Genomic DNA, 19,815 nt, shown 5'->3' with positions numbered 1-19,815 from the left:
GCCACGGCGAATACGCGCCATCAGCGGACCTTAGAGCCGGTGCGGAGAATGGACCTAAGACGCCTCACGATGCGCCGGTGCCCGCGCCCACCGATATCGCTGCGGCATGCGCAGCCACCCGCGCTTCGACCTCAGTGTAGAGATCCACGTTATGACCCCGCGCTGAAATGGAAATCGCTAGGGTATACCGGGCCTTGTCCTCCATGCGCCTCTGACCAACGTGAGTCTTCCACCAGCCGCTCCTGGGAACGATGGCGATCTGGTCGTGTCGCGCCAGCTCGATAGCGCGCCCCCGCCAGAGGTCGCAGTGCAAGGATCCCGCCGCCATTGCCTTAGGGCCTAGGAGCCAGTGGCTCGCTTCGGCTTCGGGCTTCTCGCCCTCGGCAGCCTGCGCCGCGTTGATCCGGGCTCGGAACTGGGCTCCGTTCTCTCCGGGGCGCTTCATCATGAAGCGCAGACCGAACGAGCGGTAGGTGTCTGGACGCGTGGCGGCGCGACCGGTGAGATTGGGCTCCATAAAGTAGGAAAGCGTCACCTTCAGTAGGACGATCTCGTTCTCAAGGGCCTCCAGGGCGTCGCGCGGCCAGGGCAGACTATAGAAGTGCATCTCATTGTAGACTGGGGGGCCCGCTGTTGGGCTGACGGCAAACGGCTGGATTTCCGCCTGAGCGATGAGGGTCAGGTCGTTGCGGGCTGAGCGGACAGCCCGCTCCAGGTCGGGCACACCATAGCCGACGCGCCGCACTAATTCCTGCTTGGCTGCTTTGCCCCCCAGACCGGGCTTAGTCGTCCAGTGCTCACCGCGGCCGATAAACAGGCTACGCAGGGGTGCCGGCCAATCGGCCGATTGAACGGTGAGCGCGCGATAGGTCTCAGGCCAGAGCCCTGGTAGCGCCGCCTCGAGTCGGCCCACGAAGTTGCCCGCCATAGCGGTGGCCGCGCTGGTCGCCCAGAACGGAGTGAGCGGCTCAGTCTGCACCTCTGCGCCTGTGGTGAGCAGGGAGACGGACGGGTTCCAGGCACAGAAGCCGGACCTGTCCATCAGCATGTTGCCCGCCTCGAATAGCACCTCCGGCTTAATCGGGGTGAGGTCGCGCGGAAGCATGTCCGACTGCAGGCTGAAGGGGCTGAGCGAATTGGCCGCCACCAGAGGCTGTAGCGGGTGGTCCTGGGGTACCACTGTCTCCTTGGCGGTGTAGCCGCCGATGGTAAGCGCGTTCCAGCTCTGGGCCGGGTCTTCGATCGGCTGCGGCGCCAAGACCTGCTCGGCCATCCCCTCGACGGAGTTGCCCGTCGCGACCAGCAACAGCCGCTTCGGCCGTTCCGAAGCCCGCTTGGGAGGATCGCCTTCGTCACCCGGAGACGCGCCGCCGGCGATCTGGTCCAGCGCACCGCTCCAGCTGGAGGGTCCGGCCGGCGAGAACTCGTCTGTAGTGGCTGCCAGGCAGTAGGTCCCGCAGGTCGCGCCGTGGGCGATCTCCACCATTGCCACGGCGCCTTGGGTGACCAGCCCGTAGTGGGCTGGCGCATGCCGATCGAAGCCCGGCGGCGGCAGCAGCTTCATCGAGACCGCGGCGTGGGTGAGGTCTACTGGCCGCTGATCGCTGAGAGGGCTTTCGAGATCGCCGTAGAGGACCAGGCCCACCATCCCAGTGCCATGCCCCCCTTGCGGGTGATGATCGTCGGCGCCCCAGGCGGCGTCGTAGGCGTAGGCGCCGGCCAGCCCCGGTTCGATCAGGGGGTGTCCGGCCGACACTCCGGTGTCGAGCACCGCCACGATCGGAGCCGCCGCGGTTGGCGGGACGATGCGCTCGAGCAGCTCATCGACGAACTCGCCTTGCCCCACTCCGCGATCGCCGCGCTCCAGGAAGGGCCGGATCGTGGCCGTCGCGGGCCGGACTTCGGCCACGGCCCCAAGGGTTTCGGCGATCAGCTCGCGAGCGCGCGCCGCACTCGCGTGCACCAGCACGATGATCGTGTCCGGAAAGATGAGGCGTTGCGGGTGGACGTCCAGTTCGCGGGCGCGGGCCCGGTTGGCGACGGCGTCGGCCACGGCGTCCGGTCGCCGGACCCAGAGCTCCCACCAGCGGGGCGGCGCGGCGAAATCTGTCGCTTCCGGGAAGAGGCTTTCGGCGGCACTCGCCCGAATCTGTTCGATGACCTCGAACTTTTCGAGGTCGGGACGACGCTGGTTGCCAGCATCGGCACCATAACTCTGGATGCGCCCCCTCAGGAAGCCACGCGACGCGTCCGGAACGAAGAGGATGGCACCTTCCGTGCGGTCCGGGTTGCGTCGGGTCTGCAGCTGCACCACGCCCTGCCCGGGAAATTCAAGCGCCGGAGGCACGCGGACGGCTTGGGCGCGGTCGCTCGTGGGGGGCATGGTCTCAAGGGCGACCAGGGCGCCGCGGCCCAGGCCCGGGATGTCGAGGCGGATGTCATCACGCGCGGCGGGGATAGCCGGCAGGGCCGCCGCCAACTGACCCAGCAGGCTCGCCGCGTGGGCGGCGTAGTCTTCGCGCAGCGGCTTCCGCACCTGCGCCTGCGACGGGTACTTGTAGGTCGTGGGCTCCCGCCAGGAATCGATAGAGATGTGCGGAAGGTCGCGTCCGTCGAAGTCGCCCCGATCGGCCATGGATTCCCGCTACGCGAATCTGTCCCAAAGGGGTCAATCTTGGGTGGTGAGCGCCTTAGGCTCAAGCCCCCCTGCGGAATCGTCCGCGCGCCGCCTGCCGGTCCCGCAACGCCTCGCAAAGCAGCTCAGGCGAGACGCCCTTGTCGCCATCCAGAATTGTCTGCTTCACTACTCGGTCCGCCGCGCGGGTCAGCTCGCCCTGACTTAGGCCAACGGCCAGATCGGCGGCAGCCGTCCAGACGCGCACGGGCAACTTCAGCTTGCCCAGACGACGTTGCACGATAGCACGCGCGCCGTCCGCGTCTGGAACTTCGTACGCGATGACCTCGTCGAAACGACGGGCCAGCGCATTGTCGAGGATCTCGACATGGTTGGTGGCGGCCAGCACCACGCTGTCGGTGGCGTTCGGTTCTTCCATGAAGGAGAGCACCGAGTTCAGCACCCGGCGGATTTCACCCACGTCGTTTGCCTCCGCCCGGCTGGCGCCGATCGCGTCGAACTCGTCCAGGAGATAGACGCCGCGCACCTGAGCGACCTGATCGAACAGCAGGCGGAGCTTGCCGGCGGTCTCACCGAAGAAGCGGCTAAACACCGAATCGAGCCGCACCGTGAACAGCGGCAGGCGGAGCTCTCCGGCCAAGGCCGAGGCGGTCATGGTCTTCCCTGTGCCGGGCGGCCCAACCAGCAGCAGGTGGGTGGAGGGACGCTGGCCGTGGTCGCGCAGGACGGTCCGCTCGCGCTGCTCACGGACCAACCGGTCGAGCTTCGCGCGGATAGGCAGGGCCAACACCATGCTGTCGAGGATGATCTTGGGATAGGCGCTATGGACAATCTCCTGCAGCTCGCCGCGCGGCCGAGCCAAGGGGATCGGCGAACGGCCGCCTGCACCGCCGGCCTCACGCTTGCGATCTCGCGCCTTCTGGACCAGCCTCTTCAGGCGATCGGCTTCGGCGTGGCGACCCGCACGCGCTTCATCGGCGGCGACCTGCAGGGCGAGCGAAAGGAATTGCTCCTCGTCGCCCTCGATATGGGAATTTAGCAGAGCGACGATCTGTTTAGCCGACATCGAAAGCCCCCTTCCCCGTCCGATAGAGGGTCAACGCCCAACCGTCGCATCTAACCGGCGCGCCGCTTAACGACGCGTTCACGCTGAAACCATCCATTAACGCAACCCAGAGACGGGCGCCATTGGCGACTGGTCGCACGGGAAGGCCGATGTGACGCCAAGCTGGAAGCGATTTTGTTCCCTCTTCGTTCTCGTGTCCAGTCGAAATCGCCGACTTAGGAGCGCGTTCACCCAGCGCACTTCCAATCCCTCAAAATCAAGAAGACGACGCCTGCCACGCTGGAGCGATTACCTTTTCTCTCAGATGTGACGGACAGCATCCTGCGAGCGGTCCTCGCGCCGCCCAACATCGAAGGAATGGCGGCGCTCGACGGTGATCGACCCCCAAGCGTGACTTCGGCGAGCGCACCTGTCCTGCACTGAGCCAACAGCGGATGTCAGCACTGGGCCCGAAACTTGACGTCCTTCCTCGACGGCCGTTCGTGAAGCGATAGGCAAGCTCTCGCCGCTACCTTAGGTTCGTCTATGATGGCGGAAGACATGGGCGAGGGCGCCGGACATTGGTCAACAGCTATCGAGTCGAAAACCAGGTCCACGAGGCCGACGACCTGATCCTCGGCTCCGAGGAGAGGACGGAGGTCGAGGCTCATCGCAGACGGATCGAACCCTGGCTCTCCGCCGTGTGCCAGAGCGAGCATCTGAACCTGCTGGTCGGGAGCGGTTTCAGCGCGGGCCTCGCGCTCGCCGCCGGCGGCAAGCCGGCCTCGATGGCGCCGGTGTCGATCGACACTTCGCTGGACGCCGCCATCAACGGCGATGCTGCGCTCGGGGCCAAGAAGATGAACCGTGGCGCCGCCAACATCGAGGATCAGTTCCGAAGCGCCCTTGCGCTTCATGCCGGACTTCAGGTGCTGAAGGATCCCCGCGCCACCGCTCTCAAGAGCGGGCTCGATCGGGCTCTCTCCACCTTCGCCAACAGCATCGTGGCCATGGAGCGGCAGATCTCGATGGCCGACATCTTTGACGCGGGCTCGGCGCGGAAGGTGGAGCGCCTGCTGACCGAATTCCTGCTGAGCTTCGCCAGCCGCACGGCTTCGCGAGACCGCCTCCACATCTTCACCACCAACTACGACCGGGTCATCGAGCATGGCCTGGACCTGCTGGGCGCTAGGCCGATCGACCGGTTCGTGGGCGCACTAACGCCGCGGTTCAGGGCCTCACGGTTTGAGGTGGATATCCACTACGCCCCGCCCGGCGGACGTGGTGACGCCCGGCCGCTGGAGGGCGTGGTGCGGCTGACCAAGCTCCATGGATCGGTGGACTGGCGCGAGATGGGCGGCGACATCGTGCGCGAGGCTTTGCCCTTCGGGGGACAGCGGACCCTCACGGAGGCGGAGGCTCAGGGCCTGATGATCTTCCCCAACGCCGCGAAGGACATCGAGACCGCGTTCTACCCGTACGCGGAGCTCTTCCGCGACTTCTCGACCGCAATCTGCCGGCCGAACGCCGCCCTGGTGACCTATGGCTACGGCTTCGGCGATGATCATGTGAACCGCATCATCCGGGACATGCTCACCATTCCCTCCACCCATCTGGTGGCGATCTCATACGACGACGCCGGTGGGCGGATTCCGGCCTTCCTGGAGGCTTGCGGTAGGCCGGCCCAGATCTCGTACCTGATCGGGCCCCAGCTGGCCGCACTGGAACCCCTGGCCGCGGATTTCCTGCCCAAGCCCGCGATCGACAGCATCAGCAAGCGCGAGACCGAGCTCTTGGAAAACCGGCGGCGGCCCGAGCCCGCGGCCAAGGCGGAACCATGATCCTCAGCAAGGTCGCGGGCCTTCACATCGGGTCTGTGGAGACCTCGTCCCCGGCGGAGCTGAAGGTCCTCCTGGACACCGACGCGCCCCACGACGTCGCCTTCAACGCAGGCCAGCCGCAGGGATTTCCGCGGCTGAACGGCTACGTCCTGGTCCCGAACGAGGCCGGGGCAGTCGTCGCAGTCATCGGGCGGATGACAATGGAGCCGGCGCCGCCGGGCAGCGCCTCCGAGCGTGAGGGGCGCGTGCCGCTGCCGGTTTCACGGCGCAGGCTTTTCGTCACTCCGATCGGGACCCTTGAGACGCGCCGCCTCGCGGGTGGCGCTACGAGCTACGCCTTGAAGCGCGGCGTTGGCTCCTACCCCGCCGTGGGCGATGCGGTCGCGTTGCCGACGGCCGACCAACTCCGGGCGGTCGTCGAGGCCTCCGGGACAGACCGCCGCGTCCAGATCGGCGCGTCGCGCCTGGCTCTTGAGGCTCCCGTCACGATCGATCCGGACAAGTTGTTCGGCCGCCACCTCGGCGTCTTCGGGAACACGGGCAGCGGCAAGTCCTGCACCGTGGCCGGCCTGATCCGCTGGTCGATCCAGGCCGCGGCCAAAGGCGAAAAAGCCAACGCTCGCTTCATCGTGCTCGACCCCAACGGCGAGTACCGGAATTGCTTCAAGGACCTCCGCAGCCTCATCGACGTAGAGGTGTTCAGCGCCGAGCCGCGAGAGGGTGAACGACCGCTGCGCGTGCCCGCGTGGATGTGGAACGGCCACGAATGGGCGGGTGTGGTGGAGGCCTCCCCTGGAGCTCAGCGGCCAGTGCTCATGCAGGCCCTGCGTCAGCTCCGAGCGGCGGCCATCAATGGCGCTGATCCCGAGGAGCCCGCCGGCCGTGTGCTGATCGCCGGGCACTTGCGCGCCCTGCTGGACTACCTGCGCGCGGAGCATGCCCAAGGCGTTGCGGCGCTGTCGAACTTCCCGCGCTTCAAGGCCATTCACGACAACCTGGAGGGTTTCAGGACTCAGCTGCAGCTGTTGCTTGAGGCGGTCGACCAGGAGGAGGATGCGCTCTTCGCCGCCATCGAAACCGCCATCGAGACGGTGACCGGGGTGAGGAAGCGGCGCACCTACGACCATCAGGGCGAAGAGCGCGTCGACCGCTTCCAGGCGGCGGACATCGAGGAGGTGATCATAGCGCTTGCGGACTTGGTAGAGCACTTGCCCACCTCGGCCATCGTCAGCGGCCCCTCGGAGGACATGCCGTCCCGCTTCGACCCCTATCGTCTGCCCGAGGCGATCAGCTTCCTTGCGACCGTTCAGCCCGGGAACATGCAGCAACACATGGGCGGGCTCGATCTGCGCATTCGCACGCTGCTCAATGACACGCGCATCACGCCGATCATTGCGCCGGACGAGGACACCAGCTCGCTGGCCGAGTGGCTAGCGGACATATTCGGGGGAAATGACGGACGCGGCCGGATCTCCATCCTGGATCTTTCCCTCGTCCCGGCCGACGTGCTCACCACCATCGTCTCGGTCCTCGGACGGCTGGTGTTCGAGGCCGCGCAACGCCACCGTCGGCTTTCCGGCGTGACCATGCCGACCGTTCTGGTGCTTGAGGAGGCGCACAACTTCGTCCAGCGCGCCGGGGCCGATACTGAGGACGGGCCGTCCGCCCGCTGCCGTCAGGTGTTCGAGAAGATCGCAAAGGAGGGCCGGAAGTTCGGGGTGGGCCTTCTGCTGTCCTCGCAACGGCCGGCGGAGCTCGCGCCGACGGTGGTTGCGCAGTGCAACTCCTTCGTCCTGCATCGGATCGTGAACGATCGCGATCAGGAACTGGTGGCGCGGTTGGCGCCAGATTCGACCGGCGCCTTACTGAAAGAGCTCCCAAGCCTTCCCACCCGGCAGGCGATCCTGCTGGGCATTGCCACCGAGATCCCGCTGGTATTCGAGGTACGTCCCTTGGCAGTCGCTGAGCGGCCGGACGCAGCGAATCCGGACTTCTGGGCGGCCTGGCGCAACGAACGGGAGATGAAGCTGGACTTCCCGGCGCTGGCGGCGAGCTGGGCGGAGTAGCATCGGGCTCGTGTCGCCTTGCTGTCGTTTCGGCATTTAGCCTCAACCCCAAGTTGGCGACAGCATCCAGGGTTCTGACGAGAAAGGCATGTAGGACGCTCAGGATCGAAGGCCGCGCGACCCACAGCTTCGATACAACGCAGGCGGTCATGCGGCTTGAGGCTCGGTTGAACTCCTCACTCACTCCGCATGCCGCCGAAGGCGGAAATTCCGAACGTCCGCACGGAGTCTGGGCCGGACCTCCGCGAGGCTCATCGAAGGCCTCCGCGCACGTGGGCTGCGCTCGGTCGTACTACAGTGACCTCCCAGCGCGACGCGACGCCGGCGTCGCTGATCGATCCTCACGACTGGCGCCTATCAGTGCCTTGGCCGCCGTCCCTCGAGCGCAGGTACTGCTTGTTCTTCTCGATGGCCGCCTCGACCGCCGCCCGGAGATTCGCAAGCGGCATCGTCGGCGGGCGAACGGGCGCCTGTAATTTCACGCCGCGATACCAGCCCGGCCGAGGAGGGATGGCGTCCTTCTTCATGTGGGCTCCATGGCGCAAGGCTGTGTCCCAAGGCTTCGGAATCGCGTCACTTCGGACCTCCATCGCTTTAGTAGCGGCGAGTCCGATGACCCATCTTCGTATCGTCAACCAGCCAGCCGAACTTGTGAAGCGCGTCATCCGGCGGACGGAACTGCGCAAGATCGTGCCACTCAGCGACACGACGATCTACGAACTGGAGCAACGCGGCGATTTCCCGCGGCGGTTCAACCTCACCCACCGATGCGTCGTCTGGGATTTGGCGGAGGTGGAAGCGTGGTTGGCGGAGCGTCGAGCCAAGTCGCAGGACCTGCCCAAGGCCACGCCGCCTGACGTTCGCCGCCGGCGGACCCGACCTGTGAAGGCTCGGTAGCCAGGCTTGGGCGCGGCTGCTGCGGTACGCGGAAGCACCAGGGCCAAGGCCGAGCGATCGGCGCATCCGGGGAGATGGTGCGGGCGGTCGGGATCGAACCGACATGACCAAAGGCCGCGGCATTTTGAGTGCCGTGCGTCTACCAATTCCGCCACGCCCGCGACGAGGCGGCTATCTAGCCCTGGAGAGGGGCGTTCGCCAAGAAGGCGCCTAGGTGTTCACCGGCGCCTTGGACGCGGAAGGAGCCTTCCGCGATTGAGGGCGGCCATTGAGGGCCGCTGCATCAAGGCGGGTCTTGATGTGTGACGCGTAGAATTTCTCGATCATCTCGACGCTGGTGCGACAGTTCTTGGCCACCTGATAGATATCCGCGCCTTCGAGCAGCCGGAAGCAGATGTAAGTGTGGCGCAGGCTGTAGGCGGTGCGCGGATTGCCATCGCGGTCCGTCTTCAGCCCGAGTTCGTCCAGCACGGCGTTCATCAGCTGCCGCTGGATCTTCCCGAAAATAAGATCGGTGGGCTTGGGGACGCCCCGCCGCTTCAGCAAGCGCTCGAAGGGCTCTACGGCGTCAGGCGTGCTCTTGCAGAAGCCGACGCCGCGCTTCCCGCGCACGTCGATCTCCAGGATCCGCTGGCGAGTGGGGCCGTCCATCACGATCTCTACGTCCCGAAACTCCAGGCGCTGGGCTTCGTCAGGACGGAGGCCCGTGTTCGCCATGAACTCCACGAAGTCGTGGAAGAGTTCGCACTCGGCGCGCCATCGGTCGCGCTTTGGGCTGCGGGCGCGCTCGTCAGTCGCGGCGCGCAGGCGCTCGTATTCTTCGGGCGAGAACCAAGCCCTGTGGGCGATCTTCCCTGACGTCTTATAGGGCGCAGACATGTCTGGGACTGCGGCGATCCAGCCGTGCCGGTTCGCCGATTTGAGCACCTGGCGAAGGGTGACCGTCTCCTGGTGCAAGGTGCTCCGGGCGGGTCGCTTGCCGCCAGTGTTGCCGAGGCGCGCGACGCGATACTGCTGGATGAGCCCCGCCGTCACTTCGCTAACCGGGCGTTTCCCGAAGAACGGCAGAAGATAGAGCTTCAGATGCCGCTCCTTGTTCTCAACATAGCGCGGGTTGCGCTCGCCCGCCGTGAGCACGCGGTACTCGGCCAAAAAGGCCTCTGCGGCTTGCTTGAAGGTCTTGGCTGTCGCCGAAGAAGGCGCTGGCTGCGGCAGCGCAGCCATCGCGGCGTTGAGACGCAGGCTGTGAGAGCCCAGCCGGTCCTCCGCGATACGGTCGAGCGCCCATTCGCGAGCGACGGTCAGCGCCGCGTCGAGGCGATCCTGATGGGTGGACGCTCGGTGATTTCGGCCGCGGAGATAGATGGCGCATTGCCAGAAGCGGCTGTTCTCGCGCCGATAAACGTGAACTCGGCCGTCCAGAAGGGTGTAGCGTTCGGCGGACATGTCTTCGGCTCCTGCTGAGGAGATGTGCAAGACATGTGCAAGTCTGGAAGCCTCTTAATCAGCTGATTTTACAGCAGAAAATAGACGTTCCTGGGTTTTGAGTCTGCCGCGTCTACCATTTCGCCACTGGGGCCCCGGTGCGCCGGGTTTGGGCGGGCGCGCACTCTAGCCAGAGCCGGCCGCCGGTCAACGCGTGGGAGACACGTCCACGGATCGGCAACGCTTCGCGCGCATTGAGCTTGGTCAATGTGCCCAGGACCCGTGCGGCGATGTTGCGTATAGGGTGGGCCTTGTATCGGGGGCTCACGCGGCGTAAATGATAATCACTCGCAAGAGCAGCAGGCGCCCCGCCCTATGCACGACATGTTGGCTCCAGAGATCTTGGCCGAACCGGTGAAGACCGAGGCCGCGGCCGCCGCCGAGGACGGCCGGCTGACGCGCCTGTCGCTGGCGCGGCCGGGCGACCGGGGCGTCATCGTCGAGGTGCGCGCCGAGACCCGCCCCGCCGACCACGGCGTCGGGGTCGAGGAGCTGCAGCGGCGGCTGCTGGAGTTCGGCTTCGTGGAAGGCGCCGAGATCGAGGTGCTGCACGAGGGCGCGATCCGCCGCGACCCGATCGCCGTGCGGCTCGATTCCATGCGCATCGCCCTGCGCCGGCGCGACGCCGAGGACGTCTGGGTCCTGCTGGAAAACCGATGAGCGAAGTCCTGGCCCGTCCGGCGCGCGTGGCGCTGGTCGGCAACCCCAACTCCGGCAAGACGGCGCTGTTCAACGCCCTGACCGGCGCGCGCCAGAAGGTGGCCAACTACGCCGGCGTCACCGTCGAGCGGAAGGAAGGCCAGCTGACCACGCCGGCCGGCCGCACGATCAGCGTGCTCGACCTGCCCGGCACCTATTCGCTGCGCGCCCGCAGCCCGGACGAGGCGGTGACCCGCGACGCGGTCCTCGGCAAGCTGGCCGGCGAGCAGGCGCCCGACGTGCTGGTCGCGGTGGCCGACGCCACCAACCTGCGCCTGGTGCTGCGGCTGATCCTGGAGCTGAAGGCCGTGGGCCGGCCGATGGTGCTGGCCCTCAACATGTACGACATCGCCCAGCGCCAGGGCCTGCGGATCGACCTCGCGGGCCTGTCGCGCGAGCTGGGCTGCCCGATCGTGACGACGGTGGCGACGCGCAAGCGCGGCATCGACGACCTGGTGGCCCAGGTGGACGCCCTGGCCGCCAAGGGCGAGCTGAGCGGCCAGAGCACCTGGCGCGAACCCGACGCGGGCGAGATCCGCCAGGCGCACCGCGAGGCCCAGCGGATCCTCAAGGCCCATGTCCGCCCGCCGGAGCGGCCGGACACCCTGACCGGCAAGATCGATTCCGTGCTGCTGCACCCGGTCGCCGGCCTCGCCATCCTGCTGGTGGTGCTGTTCCTGATGTTCCAGGCGGTGTTCACCTGGGCCGAGGGGCCGAAGGACCTGATCGACACCGGCTTCCAGGCGCTAGGCGCGTTCATCGCCGCCCACCTGCCCGAGGGGCTGCTGCGCGGCTTCCTGGTGGACGGGCTGATCTCCGGGGTGGGCAGCGTGCTGGTGTTCCTGCCGCAGATCCTGGTGCTCTTCCTGTTCATCATCCTGCTGGAAGACTTCGGCTACATGGCCCGGGCCGCCTTCCTGATGGACCGGATCATGGGCGGGGCGGGCCTGCACGGGCGAGCCTTCATCCCGCTGCTGTCGAGCTTCGCCTGCGCGATCCCGGGGATCATGGCGACGCGGGTGATCGACAACCGCCGCGACCGGCTGACGACGATCCTGGTGGCGCCGCTGATGACCTGCTCGGCGCGGATCCCGGTCTACACCCTGATCATCTCGGCCTTCATCCCGAACCAGACGGTGTTCGGCTTCATGAAGCTGCAGGGCCTCGTCATGTTCGGGCTCTACGCGACGGGCATCCTCTCGGCCCTGCTGGTCTCGTTCGTCACGCGGCGGCTGTTCTGGCGGGGGGCCGTCGAGCCGTTCCTCATGGAGCTGCCGACCTACAAGACGCCCGATCCGATGAACGTGGCCCGCAGCCTGTGGATCAGGGCCAAGATCTTCGTCAGCCGCGCCGGGCGGATCATCCTACCGCTGATGATCGTGGTCTGGTTCCTGGCCAACTTCCCGGCCGCCCCGGCCGGCGCGACGGAACCGGCGATCAACTACAGCCTGGCCGGCATGATCGGCCATGTGATCCAGCCGCTGCTCGCCCCGATCGGCTTCAACTGGCAGATGACGGTCGCCCTGATCCCCGGCTTCGCCGCGCGCGAGGTGGCGGTGGCGGTGCTGGGCACGGTCTATGCGGTCGGCGGCGACGCCGCCCCCGGCGCCCTGGCGACCTCGCTGGCCCAGCACTGGTCGGTGGCCACGGGGCTGTCGTTCCTGGCCTGGTACATCTTCGCCCCGCAGTGCGCCTCGACGCTCGGGGTCATCAAGCGCGAGACCGACTCCTGGCGCTGGCCGCTGATCGCCTTCGGCTACATGACCGCGCTCGCCTACCTGGCGGCGTTCACGACCTACCAGGTCGCCAGCGGATTCGGCCTCGGCTGAGCCCCAGGCGCCCGGCACAACCCGGGGTCGCATTAACCAATTGTTCGCCCTGAGCCTTAACCGGGCGTCAAATCTGCCGGGGCCAAAGTCGCTCCTGCCATGGGAAAGAACCTGGAACATTCCTCCGAGACGCACGGCAAAACGCCGGGCAAGGGCAAGCAAACCCTCGCCAAACGCGTCCGCGAGGTCCTGCTGGCGTTCGGCGGCGAAGCGCACCGAGCGTTGGTGATCGAGCAAGTGGCCCGTCAGATGGGCCACGACGTCCGTCAGATCCCCGAGGATCTGCAGCACGCCCTCATCCTGTCGTTCGAAGAGAACTGGCGCGACGAGCGCCGGCGAGCGGCCTACGGCTTCCACCTGCCGTTCGGCGAGGGGTCGCACCGCTGGAGCGTGCGGGTGCTGGAAGGCGCCACCGTCCACTAGCACGGCCGGCCGTCTGCAGCCCGGCCTCGTTCAGCCCGGTGGGTCGGCGTCCACCAGCTCGGTGGCGCGGGCCTGGAGCTTGAGGAGCAGGCGCTTGAGGTGCTCGACGTCGTCGGCGCTCAGGCCCTCGATCAAGGCCTGCTCGTAAGCCAGCGCCAGGGGCGCGATCTCGGCGTAGAGCCGCTCACCCTGGCTGGAGAGCGTCAGGACGTGGCTGCGCTGGTCCGCGTGGTGCGCGGTGCGCGCCACCAGATGGCGCCGGAGCAGGCCCTGGGCGGCGCGGCTGACCGTGACCTTGTCCATCACCGTGCGGGCGACGATCTGGCCCTGGGTCAGGGCGCCATCCTCGGCGAGCACGCAGATCAGCCGCCATTGCGGCACGGTCAGGCCGAAGCGGTCCTGGTAGGCGCGCGCGATGAGGCCGGAGACGGCGTTGGACGCCACCGACAGCCGGTACGGCAGATAGGCGTCGAGCTTGAGCCCGGCGTCCGTCTTCATGCCGCGGCGACCTCCTGCTCGATGGCGCCGAAGATGCTGTGGCGCCGGGCGTCCCTCATCTCGATGCGCACGGTGTCGCCGACCTTGAGGAACGGGGTCTTGGGCGCGCCGTGGAGGATGGTCTCCACCGTGCGGACTTCGGCGAGGCAGGAATAGCCGACGCCGCCCTCGGCGATCGGCTTGCCCGGGCCGCCGTCCGGCCCGCGGTTCGAGACCGTGCCCGAGCCGATGATGGAGCCGGCCGCCAGGCCGCGGGTCTTGGCGGCGTGGGCGATCAGGGTCCCGAAGTCGAAGGTCATGTGGACGCCGGCGTCCGCCTCGCCGAGCGGGGCGCCGTTGAGCTCGACCTCCAGCTTCCCGGAGAGCCGCCCGTCCTTCCAGCCTTCCAGCTCGTCGGGCGTGACCGCGACGGGCGAGAAGGCCGAGGCCGGCTTGGCCTGGAAGAAGCCGAAGCCCTTGGCGAGCTCGCCGGGGATCAGGTTGCGCAGGCTGACGTCGTTGCAGAGCATGACGAGGCGGATGTGCCCGAGCGCGGCCTTGGCGTCCACGCCCATCGGCACGTCGCCGGTGACCACCGCCACCTCGCCCTCGAGGTCGCAGCCCCAGGCCTCGTCCGCGAGCGGGATCGGATCGCGCGGCGCGAGGAAGCCGTCGGAGCCGCCCTGGTACATCAGGGGATCGGTCCAGAAGCTTTCCGGCATCTCGGCCCCGCGGGCCTGACGCACGAGCTGGACGTGGTTCACATAGGCCGAGCCGTCGGCCCACTGGAAGGCGCGCGGCAGGGGGCTGGCGGCGGAGTGCTCGTGGAAGCGCTCGCGCGGCACAGCGCCGTGCTCGAGGCTCTCGGAGAGGCCGCGCAGCTCGCCCTCGCAGACGTACCAGCGGTCGAGCGCCGCCTGCAGGGTCGGGGCGATGTGGCTGGCGTCGGTGAACCAGGCGAGATCGCGGGAGACGACGACGAGGCGGCCGTCGCGGCCGCCCTTCAGGGATGCGAGCTTCATGGGTGCTAGACGGTCTCCCGCTTGATCACGCGGGTCAGCCGGATCCCCGCCTCGTAGTTCTCGGGCTCATAGACGTGGACTTCCACCCGAATGTCGCCGCCCGGCTCGTCTTCCCACAGATAGCTGCGCTCGAACGACACTTCGCGGCCGCCCGGCGAGAAGCCGTCGAAGGTGTCGCCCCAGGGCGTCAGCTCGCGAAGCTGGCGCCAGGCCAGGGTGCAGGCGCGCTCCATCTCGTCGCGCGCGGCTTCGGCGAGGTCGGCCGCCAGGCTCATGAGGCCTTCCAGCTGTCGACGTAGGCCGGGTTCTCGACCGCCGCCGCGGCCTCGCCCACTTCGAGCGGATCGCGGGTGTCGATCATCACGGCGTATTCGTCGGTGGCGGGCTTGGCCTGGGTCAGCATGTTCTTCAGCGCCTTGGGGTGCGGCCCGTGGGTGAAGCCGGAAGGATGGAACGTCATCATGCCGGCGTCGATGTTGTCCCGGCTGAAGAAGTCGCCGGCGTGATAGAACAGCACCTCGTCGAAGTCGTCGTTGTTGTGGAAGAACGGCACCTTGAGCGCGCCGGGATCGGTCTCGAAGGGCCGCGGCGCGAAGGTGCAGACGACGAAGCGGTCCGAGACGAAGGTCGTGTGGACGCTCGGCGGCAGGTGATAGCGGTGGCTCATCACCGGCCGCAGGTCCGTGACGTTCAGGCGCACCGGCGCGAGCTCGCCGTGCCAGCCCACCGCGTCGAGGGGATTGTAGGGATAGGTGACGCGGGAGACCTCGCCGCGCTTCTTGATCTCGACCACGAACTCGCCGGCCTCGTCCTGGTGGGCGCGGAAGGCCTCGTCCATGACCGGGGTCTCGAGCATGGCCGGATCGAACAGGGCGTGGCCGCCGAGCAGGCCCTTGTCCGGCAGGCCGAAGTGGGTGTTGGTCGCCTGGATCATCAGCACGGCGGTCGGCTCGGAGGGCGCCAGGCGCCACATGGTGCCGCGCGGCAGGTAGAGGTAGTCGCCGGCCCGGTAGGCGAGGCGGCCATAGTCGCAGAAGAGGTCGCCGGCGCCCTGGTGGATGAAGAGGAGCTGGTCGCCGTCGGCGTTGCGGGCCAGGGCCGGCATGGCCTCGCCAAGCTTCCAGAAACGGATCTCGGTGGCCGGATTGAACAGCACCTTGCCCGCCGCCCAGGGCGACGGCTCGGCGGCGTTCAGCCGGGCGAGGTCGAAGGCGCGCGGACGCAGCGGCCCCTCGAACCTCACCCACCCCGTGGGCGGGCGGCGGTGGTGCAGGAAGGCGGCCGGACCGAAGAAGCCCTCCTTGGAGATCTCCCGCTCGTAGGTGCCGTCGGGCATGTCGGCGTGGGCCTGGCGGGAGTGGGCGCCTTGCGCGCCGCGGACCGGAATCCAGTTACGAGTCGCCATCACGGATCGTCCTTGTAGATGCCCACCTGCAGCGGCTCGCCGTCGGCGAGGCGGGCGCGGTACATGCCAGAGGTGTTGAAGCTCCAGGCCATGTGGCCTTGCGGGTCCACGGCGATCACGCCGCCGTCGCCGCCGAGCGCGGTCAGCTCATGCTGGATCACCTGGTCGAGGGCGGCCTGCAGCGGCAGGCCCTTGAACTCGACGAGGGCGCAGATGCGGTGGGCCACGGCCAGACGGATGAAGTACTCGCCGGTGCCGGTGGCCGAGACCGCGCAGCTGCGGTTGTCGGCGTAGGTCCCGGCGCCGATCAGCGGCGAGTCGCCCACCCGGCCCCAGCGCTTGGCGGTTGTGCCGCCGGTGGAGGTGCCGGCCGCCACGTCCCCGTTCGCGTCGCGGGCGACGAGGCCGACCGTGCCGAACTTGCGGACCGTTCCGGTGGGGCCCTCATCGTGCGCCAGAGCCGCGCGGCCAGCGGCCTCCGAGGCGCCTTCGGGCCGCGGCGGAATGGGCAGGCCCAGGGTTGTCAGGTCCTTCTGCAGCGCCCGCCAGCGCCGCTCGGTGAAGAACCAGGCGGGCTCGGCCTGCTCCAGGCCCTGGGCGGCGGAGAAGGCGTCGGCGCCGGCCCCGATCAGGAAGACATGCGGGCTCCTGGCCATCACCGCCCGGGCCAGCGACACCGGATGGCGGGTGCGCGTCACCCCCGCGACGGCCCCGGCGCCCAGTGACTTGCCGTCCATGACCGCGGCGTCGAGTTCGGTCTTCCCCTCGGCGGTGAAGACCGCGCCGCGGCCGGCGTTGAACAGCGGGTCATCCTCCAGGATCCGGATGCCGGCCTCGACCGCGTCGAGCGCCGCGCCGCCCGCCTTCAGCACCGCGCCGCCGGCCTCGACCACGCGGCCCATGGCCTCGCGATAGGCGCCGTCCTGCTCCGGCGTCAGGTGTGCGCGCTCGATGACGCCTGCCCCGCCATGCGCCACGAGAGCCCAGTTCGGCATTGCCGGCCTAGGCCTTGCCCGGCAGCACGCCGCGGCGGATCTGGTCGAGCTCGATGGACTCGAAGAGCGCCTTGAAGTTGCCCTCGCCGAAGCCCTCGTTGCCCTTGCGCTGGATGAGCTCGAAGAAGATCGGCCCGATCATGTTCTCGGTGAAGATCTGCAGGAGCAGGCCCTGGCCCTCCGTCGGCGCGCCGTCGAGCAGGATCTTGTCGGCTTGCAGGCGCTGGACGTTCTCGCCGTGGCCGGGCACGCGGCCGTCGAGCTGCTCGTAGTAGGTGTCGGGCGTGTCCTGGAACTTCACCCCCTTCTCCCGCATCGATTCCACCGACTGGAAGATGTCCTCGGTTCCCAGGGCCACGTGCTGGATGCCCTCGCCGTGGTACTCGCGCAGGAACTCCTCGATCTGGGAGTGCTCGTCCTGGCTCTCGTTCAGCGGGATGCGGATCTTGCCGCACGGGCTGGTCATGGCCTTGGAGAACAGGCCGGTCTGCTGGCCCTCGATGTCGAAGTAGCGGATCTCCCGGAAGTTGAAGATGCGCTCGTAGTAGTCCGCCCAGACCGACATGTTGCCGCGGTGCACGTTGTGGGTCAGGTGGTCGATGTAGGTCAGGCCCCTGGCGTTCTGGGCCATGGCCTCCTGGGCCCCCGGGATCGGCAGGAAGTCGACGTCGTAGATCTCCTGCGCGCCATAGCGGTCGACGAGGTAGAGGTTCGAGCCGCCGATGCCCTCGATGGCCGGGATGTTCAGCTCCATCGGGCCGACCGGACCGACCACCGGCTTGGCGCCCCGCTCGACCGCCAGCTTGAACGCCTTGGCCGCGTCCTTCACCCGGAACGCCATGGCGTTGGCCGAGGGGCCGTGGACCTTTCGGAACTCCGCCGGCTGGCCCTGGGGCTCCATGTTCAGGATGAAATTGATGTCGCCCTGCTGGAAGCGGAGCACGTTCTTCGAGCGGTGCCTGGCCGTGGCGGTGAAGCCCATCAGCTCGAACAGGCCCTTGAGCCGCTCTGGCTCGGGCGAGGTGAACTCGACGAATTCGAAGCCGTCGGTGCCCAGCGGGTTTTCGAACAGGTCGCGGGTCGGGGTTTTGGTCTGGATGGTCATGGGCGGGACTCCCGGTTTGGCGGAGGTCGTATCATCTGAAACTAATTCGCGATAGCCGTGTGACAACGCCCTTTCGCCGGCCCCGTGGCCCTGCTAGCTGAACTCCCGAACCTCCCTGCCGGATCGCCGATGCTTCGAAAGACGTACGACTGGGTCATGGGCCTGGCCGGCTCGCGCCACGCAGGCCCGGCGCTGGCGGCGGTGTCCTTCGCCGAGAGCTCCTTCTTTCCCGTCCCGCCGGACGTGATGCTGGCGCCGATGGTGCTGGCGCGGCCCGAGCGGGCCTACGTCTACGCCGGCCTCTGCACCGCGGCCTCGGTGCTGGGCGGGATGCTGGGCTACGCCATCGGCGTCTTCCTGGGCCCCCTGGCCCACCAGATCCTGGCGCTGTTCGGCCACCCCGAGGGCCAGCAGGAGTTCCAGGCCTGGTTCGCCCGCTACGGCCTGTGGATCATCCTCATCAAGGGGCTGACGCCGATCCCCTACAAGCTGGTGACCATCACCGCGGGCCTGGCGCGCTTCGACCTCTTCACCTTCGTCTGGGCCTCGATCGTCACCCGCGGGGCGCGGTTCTTCCTGACGGCGACGCTGCTCAAGTACTTCGGCCCGGCGATCCGCGCCGAGGTGGAACGGCGGCTGGCGCTCTATGCGGCGCTGGGCGTCGCCGCCCTGATCGGCGTGGTGGTCGCGCTCAAGGTCTTGGGCTGAGCCGTGAATTGGGCTTCTATCCGGCCCCGATGATCCTGACGCCCCTCCTCAACCGCTGGCGGCTGGCCGCCCTCGTCGTCTCGGCGGCGATGCTGGCCACGGCCCACGCCTTCCAGACCTTCGGCGGCTACCAGCCGTGCACCCTGTGCCTGCGGCAGCGCGAGGTCTACTGGGTGGTCGGGACGATCGCGCTCGCCTTCATGTTCCTGGTCCGCCTGCCCGGCGGGGCGCGTTTCCGCCAGCTTACCTGCTGGATCCTCGGCCTCGGCTTCCTGGTGAGCTTCGCCGTCGCGACCTACCACGCCGGGGCGGAGTGGAAGTTCTGGCCCGGCCCGTCCACCTGCTCGAGCGCCGGCTCGGCAGGGGTCAGCGCCCAGGCGATGCAGGACCTGCTCAACGGCGCCAAGATCAAGCCGCCGGCCTGCGATCAGGTGGTCTGGTCGCTGTTCGGCCTGTCCATGGCCGGCTGGAACGCGCTGATCTCGCTGGGGCTTGTGGGCCTGAGCGCGCTCGCCGCCCTGAACGAAAGGTCCAAGCCGTGACCGACAAGCCGATCCCCCCGCGGCCGGGCCGCGGCGCCCTCGCCCAGCGGATGGCCGAGATCCTGCGCGTCGACCACGCCGGCGAACTGGGCGCGGTGCAGATCTATCGCGGCCAGCGGGCGGTGCTGGGCTCGGCCCCGGGCCGGGACCGGATCAACGGCCAGCTCGCCGAGATGGAGGCCCAGGAGGCCGAGCACCTGGCGCGGTTCGACCGGCTGCTCACCGAGCGGGGGGTGCGGCCGACGGCGATGACGCCGGTCTGGCGGCTGGCCGGCTTCGCCCTGGGCGCCGGCACGGCCCTGCTCGGCGAGAAGGCGGCGCACGCCTGCACCGAGGCGGTGGAGAACGTCATCGAGCAGCACTACGCCGGCCAGATCGCCGAGATCGCCGAGCGCGAGCCGGAACTGGCGGCCGAACTGACCAAGTTCCGCGACGAGGAGCTGGCGCACCGCGACCTGGCGGTGGACGAGGGCGCGCGCGAAGCCCCAGGCTATGCCCTGCTGTCGGCGGTGATCCGCACCGGCTGCCGCGCCGCGATCAAGATCAGCGAGAAGATCTGAGCACAGCCGCGCCCAGCGCGCGGCCCCGGTTCAAATTGTCCATCTTCCGCCGCGGGTGAATCGCGGCAGGCTGCGCAGCCG

19 protein-coding genes and 1 tRNA gene are annotated in these 19,815 nt (G+C 68.2%); 9 read left to right on the top strand and 11 right to left on the bottom strand.

Annotation, left to right across the window (positions count from 1 at the left end; genetic code table 11):
- Positions 1-64: 64 nt before the first annotated feature.
- Together DJ017_RS05870 and DJ017_RS05865 are read right to left on the bottom strand one after the other, a co-directional pair.
- Complete coding sequence (locus tag DJ017_RS05870) at positions 65-2,635, bottom strand: S8 family peptidase (protein WP_111527832.1); 2,571 nt, start codon at positions 2,633-2,635, stop codon at positions 65-67.
- A 61-nt stretch (positions 2,636-2,696) separates the two neighbouring features.
- The gene (locus DJ017_RS05865) at positions 2,697-3,701 is read right to left on the bottom strand and encodes an AAA family ATPase (protein ID WP_111527831.1); all 1,005 of its coding nucleotides are present in this window, start codon (positions 3,699-3,701) and stop codon (positions 2,697-2,699) included.
- A gap of 560 nt (positions 3,702-4,261) precedes the next feature.
- Here DJ017_RS05865 and DJ017_RS05860 point away from each other — a divergent pair.
- Together DJ017_RS05860 and DJ017_RS05855 are read left to right on the top strand one after the other, a co-directional pair.
- Complete coding sequence (locus DJ017_RS05860) at positions 4,262-5,521, top strand: SIR2 family protein (RefSeq protein WP_111527830.1); 1,260 nt, start codon at positions 4,262-4,264, stop codon at positions 5,519-5,521.
- A complete protein-coding gene (locus tag DJ017_RS05855) occupies positions 5,518-7,587 on the top strand; it encodes an ATP-binding protein (protein WP_111527829.1) in 2,070 nt (689 codons plus the stop codon). The genes DJ017_RS05860 and DJ017_RS05855 overlap by 4 nt, the downstream gene beginning before the upstream one ends.
- 341 nt (positions 7,588-7,928) lie before the next feature.
- Here DJ017_RS05855 and DJ017_RS20020 read toward each other — a convergent pair whose 3' ends face one another.
- Positions 7,929-8,114, bottom strand: a complete 186-nt coding sequence (locus tag DJ017_RS20020) for a hypothetical protein (RefSeq protein WP_133255389.1) — start codon at positions 8,112-8,114, stop codon at positions 7,929-7,931.
- 85 nt (positions 8,115-8,199) lie between these two features.
- On the opposite strand from DJ017_RS20020, the gene DJ017_RS05850 reads away from it, so the two are divergent.
- Positions 8,200-8,484: a helix-turn-helix transcriptional regulator gene (locus DJ017_RS05850; protein ID WP_111529989.1), complete on the top strand. Its 285-nt coding sequence runs from the start codon at positions 8,200-8,202 to the stop codon at positions 8,482-8,484.
- A gap of 75 nt (positions 8,485-8,559) precedes the next feature.
- On the opposite strand, the gene DJ017_RS05845 is transcribed toward DJ017_RS05850, so the two are convergent.
- Together DJ017_RS05845 and DJ017_RS05840 are read right to left on the bottom strand one after the other, a co-directional pair.
- Positions 8,560-8,645: transfer RNA gene (locus DJ017_RS05845), tRNA-Leu, on the bottom strand.
- Positions 8,646-8,694: 49 nt separating this feature from the next.
- On the bottom strand, positions 8,695-9,930 hold the full coding sequence (locus tag DJ017_RS05840) for a tyrosine-type recombinase/integrase (RefSeq protein ID WP_111527828.1): 1,236 nt from the start codon (positions 9,928-9,930) through the stop codon (positions 8,695-8,697).
- Between the two features lie 381 nt (positions 9,931-10,311).
- Between DJ017_RS05840 and DJ017_RS05835 the strand changes: the two genes are divergently transcribed.
- From DJ017_RS05835 to DJ017_RS05825, 3 genes are all read left to right on the top strand, one after another.
- Complete coding sequence (locus DJ017_RS05835; RefSeq protein ID WP_377284530.1) at positions 10,312-10,629, top strand: FeoA family protein; 318 nt, start codon at positions 10,312-10,314, stop codon at positions 10,627-10,629.
- Positions 10,626-12,497, top strand: coding sequence for a ferrous iron transporter B (gene feoB / locus DJ017_RS05830; protein ID WP_111527826.1), 1,872 nt, complete (start codon positions 10,626-10,628; stop codon positions 12,495-12,497). The genes DJ017_RS05835 and feoB overlap by 4 nt, the downstream gene beginning before the upstream one ends.
- Positions 12,498-12,596: 99 nt before the next feature.
- Positions 12,597-12,920: a hypothetical protein gene (locus DJ017_RS05825; RefSeq protein WP_111527825.1), complete on the top strand. Its 324-nt coding sequence runs from the start codon at positions 12,597-12,599 to the stop codon at positions 12,918-12,920.
- 30 nt (positions 12,921-12,950) lie between these two features.
- Here DJ017_RS05825 and DJ017_RS05820 read toward each other — a convergent pair whose 3' ends face one another.
- From DJ017_RS05820 to hppD, 6 genes are read right to left on the bottom strand one after another with little or no spacing between them, the layout of a single operon-like run.
- On the bottom strand, positions 12,951-13,418 hold the full coding sequence (locus DJ017_RS05820) for a MarR family winged helix-turn-helix transcriptional regulator (protein WP_111527824.1): 468 nt from the start codon (positions 13,416-13,418) through the stop codon (positions 12,951-12,953).
- Positions 13,415-14,419, bottom strand: a complete 1,005-nt coding sequence (locus DJ017_RS05815) for a fumarylacetoacetate hydrolase family protein (RefSeq protein ID WP_111527823.1) — start codon at positions 14,417-14,419, stop codon at positions 13,415-13,417. The genes DJ017_RS05820 and DJ017_RS05815 overlap by 4 nt, the downstream gene beginning before the upstream one ends.
- Before the next feature lie 5 nt (positions 14,420-14,424).
- Positions 14,425-14,694 carry a hypothetical protein gene (locus DJ017_RS05810; RefSeq protein WP_111527822.1) on the bottom strand — a complete coding sequence of 90 codons (270 nt, stop codon included), beginning with the start codon at positions 14,692-14,694 and terminating at the stop codon, positions 14,425-14,427.
- Positions 14,691-15,824: a homogentisate 1,2-dioxygenase gene (locus DJ017_RS05805; protein ID WP_111527821.1), complete on the bottom strand. Its 1,134-nt coding sequence runs from the start codon at positions 15,822-15,824 to the stop codon at positions 14,691-14,693. Before DJ017_RS05805 ends, DJ017_RS05810 begins: the two co-directional genes overlap by 4 nt.
- Positions 15,824-16,819, bottom strand: a complete 996-nt coding sequence (locus DJ017_RS05800) for an isoaspartyl peptidase/L-asparaginase family protein (protein ID WP_111527820.1) — start codon at positions 16,817-16,819, stop codon at positions 15,824-15,826. Before DJ017_RS05800 ends, DJ017_RS05805 begins: the two co-directional genes overlap by 1 nt.
- Positions 16,820-16,826: 7 nt before the next feature.
- The gene (hppD, locus tag DJ017_RS05795; RefSeq protein WP_111527819.1) at positions 16,827-17,924 is read right to left on the bottom strand and encodes a 4-hydroxyphenylpyruvate dioxygenase; all 1,098 of its coding nucleotides are present in this window, start codon (positions 17,922-17,924) and stop codon (positions 16,827-16,829) included.
- Positions 17,925-18,053: 129 nt separating this feature from the next.
- Here hppD and DJ017_RS05790 point away from each other — a divergent pair, with 129 nt between their 5' ends.
- The 3 genes from DJ017_RS05790 to DJ017_RS05780 are packed head-to-tail and all read left to right on the top strand — an operon-like array spanning position 18,054 to position 19,734.
- Positions 18,054-18,632 (top strand): YqaA family protein, encoded by a 579-nt coding sequence (locus DJ017_RS05790; protein WP_111527818.1) that lies wholly within the window; start codon positions 18,054-18,056, stop codon positions 18,630-18,632.
- Between the two features lie 29 nt (positions 18,633-18,661).
- Positions 18,662-19,174 (top strand): disulfide bond formation protein B, encoded by a 513-nt coding sequence (locus DJ017_RS05785; RefSeq protein ID WP_111529988.1) that lies wholly within the window; start codon positions 18,662-18,664, stop codon positions 19,172-19,174.
- A 50-nt stretch (positions 19,175-19,224) separates the two neighbouring features.
- Positions 19,225-19,734: a demethoxyubiquinone hydroxylase family protein gene (locus DJ017_RS05780; RefSeq protein WP_111529987.1), complete on the top strand. Its 510-nt coding sequence runs from the start codon at positions 19,225-19,227 to the stop codon at positions 19,732-19,734.
- The last annotated feature ends 81 nt before the right edge of the window (positions 19,735-19,815 follow it).

The organism is Phenylobacterium soli (genome assembly GCF_003254475.1).
Lineage (GTDB): Bacteria > Pseudomonadota > Alphaproteobacteria > Caulobacterales > Caulobacteraceae > Phenylobacterium > Phenylobacterium soli.
This window is presented reverse-complemented; position numbering and strand designations above follow the sequence as displayed.

Coding starts and splice junctions, on each gene's coding strand:
- DJ017_RS05870 (WP_111527832.1), bottom strand. CDS start 2,635: ATGGCCGATCGGGGCGACTTCGACGGACGCGACCTTCCGCACATCTCT.
- DJ017_RS05865 (WP_111527831.1), bottom strand. CDS start 3,701: ATGTCGGCTAAACAGATCGTCGCTCTGCTAAATTCCCATATCGAGGGC.
- DJ017_RS05855 (WP_111527829.1), top strand. CDS start 5,518: ATGATCCTCAGCAAGGTCGCGGGCCTTCACATCGGGTCTGTGGAGACC.
- DJ017_RS20020 (WP_133255389.1), bottom strand. CDS start 8,114: ATGAAGAAGGACGCCATCCCTCCTCGGCCGGGCTGGTATCGCGGCGTG.
- DJ017_RS05850 (WP_111529989.1), top strand. CDS start 8,200: ATGACCCATCTTCGTATCGTCAACCAGCCAGCCGAACTTGTGAAGCGC.
- DJ017_RS05840 (WP_111527828.1), bottom strand. CDS start 9,930: ATGTCCGCCGAACGCTACACCCTTCTGGACGGCCGAGTTCACGTTTAT.
- feoB (WP_111527826.1), top strand. CDS start 10,626: ATGAGCGAAGTCCTGGCCCGTCCGGCGCGCGTGGCGCTGGTCGGCAAC.
- DJ017_RS05825 (WP_111527825.1), top strand. CDS start 12,597: ATGGGAAAGAACCTGGAACATTCCTCCGAGACGCACGGCAAAACGCCG.
- DJ017_RS05820 (WP_111527824.1), bottom strand. CDS start 13,418: ATGAAGACGGACGCCGGGCTCAAGCTCGACGCCTATCTGCCGTACCGG.
- DJ017_RS05815 (WP_111527823.1), bottom strand. CDS start 14,419: ATGAAGCTCGCATCCCTGAAGGGCGGCCGCGACGGCCGCCTCGTCGTC.
- DJ017_RS05810 (WP_111527822.1), bottom strand. CDS start 14,694: ATGAGCCTGGCGGCCGACCTCGCCGAAGCCGCGCGCGACGAGATGGAG.
- DJ017_RS05805 (WP_111527821.1), bottom strand. CDS start 15,824: ATGGCGACTCGTAACTGGATTCCGGTCCGCGGCGCGCAAGGCGCCCAC.
- DJ017_RS05800 (WP_111527820.1), bottom strand. CDS start 16,819: ATGCCGAACTGGGCTCTCGTGGCGCATGGCGGGGCAGGCGTCATCGAG.
- hppD (WP_111527819.1), bottom strand. CDS start 17,924: ATGACCATCCAGACCAAAACCCCGACCCGCGACCTGTTCGAAAACCCG.
- DJ017_RS05790 (WP_111527818.1), top strand. CDS start 18,054: ATGCTTCGAAAGACGTACGACTGGGTCATGGGCCTGGCCGGCTCGCGC.
- DJ017_RS05785 (WP_111529988.1), top strand. CDS start 18,662: ATGATCCTGACGCCCCTCCTCAACCGCTGGCGGCTGGCCGCCCTCGTC.
- DJ017_RS05780 (WP_111529987.1), top strand. CDS start 19,225: ATGGCCGAGATCCTGCGCGTCGACCACGCCGGCGAACTGGGCGCGGTG.